Below are 3,482 nucleotides of genomic sequence, written 5' to 3' on the forward strand. Positions count from 1 at the left end.
CTGCGGAGTCATCGTCAGCTCCTGGCCCATTCTCAAGACTAGCGATGGTTTCATGGCAGGGGCTTAACACCTTATTCGCCGGCGCTATGCGCCATCCACTACAGGGCGCCGAAGCGCCAAACTTAAGCAAATTATATGCCTGAAACTGAAGTGTTTGCCTAGAGCGCTGTAACAATTAAGCGTATTAAATCCAGCTTGAATCGATACAGCACTCCGGCTGCGCACCGGGCACTGTGACGCTTACAGGCGGAACTCGTGACCCAGATACACTTCCTTGACCAGTTCGTTGGCGAGGATGGTCTCGGCGTCACCTTCGGCGATCAGTTGACCGTCGTTGACGATGTAAGCGGTTTCGCAGATATCCAGCGTCTCGCGGACGTTGTGGTCGGTGATCAGAACACCGATGCCCTTGGCCTTGAGGTGGTGGATAATCTGCTTGATGTCGCCGACCGAGATCGGGTCGACACCGGCGAACGGTTCGTCGAGCAGGATGAATTTTGGTGCGGTGGCCAGCGCGCGAGCGATTTCCACCCGGCGGCGTTCACCACCGGACAGGCTCATGCCGAGGTTGTCGCGGATGTGGGTGATGTGGAATTCCTGCAACAGGCTTTCCAGCTCTTTGCGGCGACCGGCCTTGTCGAGTTCCTGACGGGTCTCGAGGATGGCCATGATGTTGTCGGCCACCGACAGTTTGCGGAAGATCGACGCTTCTTGCGGCAGATAGCCGATACCGGCCTTGGCACGACCGTGCATTGGCTGGTGGCTGACGTCCAGATCGTCGATCAGCACACGGCCCTGATCGGCCTGTACCAAACCCACGATCATGTAGAAGCAGGTGGTTTTACCGGCACCGTTCGGGCCGAGCAAACCAACAATCTGGCCGCTGTCGATCGACAGGCTGACATCACGCACGACCTGGCGGCTTTTATAGGCCTTGGCCAGGTGCTGAGCTTTCAGAGTTGCCATTACTGGGTCTTCTCGTCGGTTTTCTTCTTCGGCTGGATCACCATATCGATACGCGGACGCGATTCGGTGACTTTGCTGCCGGTAGCGCGACCGGCGCTGGCCAGTTTCTTCACGGTGTCATAGACGATTTTCTCGCCCTGAGTCGTGTTGTTGTCCTTGTCGACGACCTTGGCCTTGTCGATCAGCACGACGCGGTTTTGCGCGGCGTGGTACTGAATCGTCACGCCCCAGCCCTGTACAGGCTTGGCGTCACCCTGGGTTTGCAGTTGCTCGAAGTAGGCAAGGTTGCCCACCGACGTTACAACGTCGATATCGCCAGCTGGCGTGCGGGTGATAGTCACCGTATTGCCTTTAACGATCATCGAACCCTGGGTGATGATCACATCACCTTTATAGGTGGCGATGCCGTTCTTGTCGTCCAGTTGGGCGTCGTCGGCCTGAATACGGATAGGTTGCTGCTGATCGTTCGGCAGAGCCCAGGCGCTCACGCTTCCCAGTGCTGCGCCCAGACTGAGCAAAATAGGGAGGGTTTTAACGAGCCTCATACTGTCCTCTTACGTTCGATAGCAGGTGTATCCTGCTTTCCTTCAGGTACGCTTTCATGCCAACGCCGGTTGATACACCGCCAGCGCCGTCGATTCTAACGGGTTGCTCGGTCTGCGCATATTGCTCCTGAGGGAACACGGTCATGCGCGTGGAAGTGACCAGCAGGTCGCGGTTTTGTTCGTCAGTGCGTTTGATACGCACCGAGTCAATCAATTCTACTTGTGTACCACCCGGATTCACTTCGCCGCGCTCGCTGGTCACGTGCCACGGAAAGTCGGTGCCGCGGTACATGTTCAGGTCGGGTTTGGTGACCAGAACAATGTCGGTTGCCTTGACGTGCTCGGCTTTGTCCGACGTCATTTCATATTGCACGCCGCCATCCGGCAGGTATTGCAGAGTGTGCGTGTTGGTCGCGTACCAGTCGATCGGGTTTTCCTCGGTCGTCACTGGCGGCTTGTCGAGAAAGCGTTCCGGGCTGATGTTCCAGTAGCCGACCGCAGCAAACAGCGCAGCGATGCAGCCAAACAGCAGGAAGGTGCGAAATTTTTTGCTGAACATGGTTTGGCTCACAGGTACGCGGCGTTGGCCGCATCGAGGCGGCCCTGGGCGCGCAGGATCAATTCGCAGAATTCACGGGCAGCACCTTCGCCGCCTCGGGCCCGGGTCACGCCATGGGCGTGTTCGCGGACAAAATCAGCAGCGTTGGCAACCGCCATGCCCAGGCCTACGCGGCGGATCACCGGCAGGTCAGGAAGGTCGTCACCGAGGTAGGCGACCTGTTCATAGCTTAGGCCCAGTTGTTCAAGTAGACCGTCGAGAACCACCAATTTGTCTTCACGCCCCTGAAAAAGGTGCGGGATGCCCAGATTTTTCGCCCGACGTTCAACCACTGGTGTCTTTCGACCGCTGATGATGGCGGTTTGCACGCCAGCGTTCATCAACATTTTGATGCCCTGACCGTCGAGGGTGTTAAACGTCTTGAATTCGCTGCCGTCTTCAAGGAAGTACAGGCGGCCGTCGGTGAGGACGCCATCGACGTCGAACACCGCCAGTTTGATCGCTTTGCCGCGTTGCAGCAGATCGTTGCTCATTACATGACTCCTGCGCGCAGCAGATCGGAGAGGTTGAAGGCGCCAATCGGGCGATCATCCTCATCGACGACTACCAATGCGTTGATTCGGTGGTCTTCCATGATTTTCAGCGCTTCGGCGGCGAGCATGTCGGGCCGGGCGGTTTTGCCGTGAGCGGTCATCACCTGATCGATGGTCGCGCTGCGGATATCGATGCTGCGATCCAGCGTGCGGCGCAAATCACCGTCGGTGAAGATCCCGGCGAGTTTACCGTCGGCTTCAACAATGGCGGTCATGCCCAGACCCTTGCGGGTCATTTCCATCAAGGCATCTTTGAGCAGGGTGCCGCGTTGTACTTGCGGCAGCTCCTGACCAGCGTGCATGACGTTTTCGACTTTCAGCAGCAGACGACGGCCCAATGCGCCACCGGGGTGGGAAAAAGCAAAGTCTTCAGCGGTAAAACCGCGAGCTTCGAGCAGCGCCACCGCCAGGGCATCGCCCATGACCAGTGCAGCCGTCGTCGACGAGGTCGGTGCCAGGTTGAGCGGGCAGGCTTCGTGCTCGACGTGAACGTTGAGATTGACCTCGGCAGCCTTGGCCAGCGGCGATTGTGGATTGCCGGTGACGCTGATCAGCTGGATGCCCAAGCGTTTGATCAACGGCAGCAGGGTGACGATTTCGTTGGTCGAGCCGGAGTTCGACAGGGCCAGAATCACGTCATCACGAGTGATCATGCCCATGTCGCCATGGCTGGCTTCGGCCGGGTGCACGAAGAATGCAGGGGTGCCGGTGCTGGCCAGGGTCGCGGCAATCTTGTTGCCGATGTGCCCGGATTTGCCCATGCCGACCACGACTACACGGCCCTTACTGGCCAGAATCATCTCGCAAGCGCGTACGAAA

5 protein-coding genes are annotated in these 3,482 nt (G+C 58.3%); all 5 read right to left on the minus strand.

Features of this window, described 5'->3' with window-relative positions; all coding sequences use genetic code 11:
* Positions 1 to 240: 240 nt before the first annotated feature.
* The gene (lptB, locus tag ACIP1X_RS24070) at positions 241 to 966 is read right to left on the minus strand and encodes an LPS export ABC transporter ATP-binding protein (RefSeq protein WP_053117097.1); all 726 of its coding nucleotides are present in this window, start codon (positions 964 to 966) and stop codon (positions 241 to 243) included.
* Complete coding sequence (gene lptA, locus ACIP1X_RS24075) at positions 966 to 1,511, minus strand: lipopolysaccharide transport periplasmic protein LptA (RefSeq protein WP_053117099.1); 546 nt, start codon at positions 1,509 to 1,511, stop codon at positions 966 to 968. The genes lptB and lptA overlap by 1 nt, the downstream gene beginning before the upstream one ends.
* Positions 1,498 to 2,070, minus strand: coding sequence for an LPS export ABC transporter periplasmic protein LptC (gene lptC, locus ACIP1X_RS24080; RefSeq protein ID WP_053117101.1), 573 nt, complete (start codon positions 2,068 to 2,070; stop codon positions 1,498 to 1,500). Before lptC ends, lptA begins: the two co-directional genes overlap by 14 nt.
* An 8-nt stretch (positions 2,071 to 2,078) precedes the next feature.
* Positions 2,079 to 2,603 (minus strand): HAD family hydrolase, encoded by a 525-nt coding sequence (locus tag ACIP1X_RS24085; RefSeq protein ID WP_095119477.1) that lies wholly within the window; start codon positions 2,601 to 2,603, stop codon positions 2,079 to 2,081.
* Positions 2,603 to 3,482: KpsF/GutQ family sugar-phosphate isomerase (locus ACIP1X_RS24090; protein WP_400755462.1), on the minus strand; the 880-nt coding region annotated here is incomplete at its 5' end. The genes ACIP1X_RS24090 and ACIP1X_RS24085, both read right to left, overlap by 1 nt.

Origin of the sequence: Pseudomonas sp. NPDC088885 (genome assembly GCF_044750025.1) — a bacterium.
GTDB lineage: Bacteria > Pseudomonadota > Gammaproteobacteria > Pseudomonadales > Pseudomonadaceae > Aquipseudomonas > Aquipseudomonas rustica.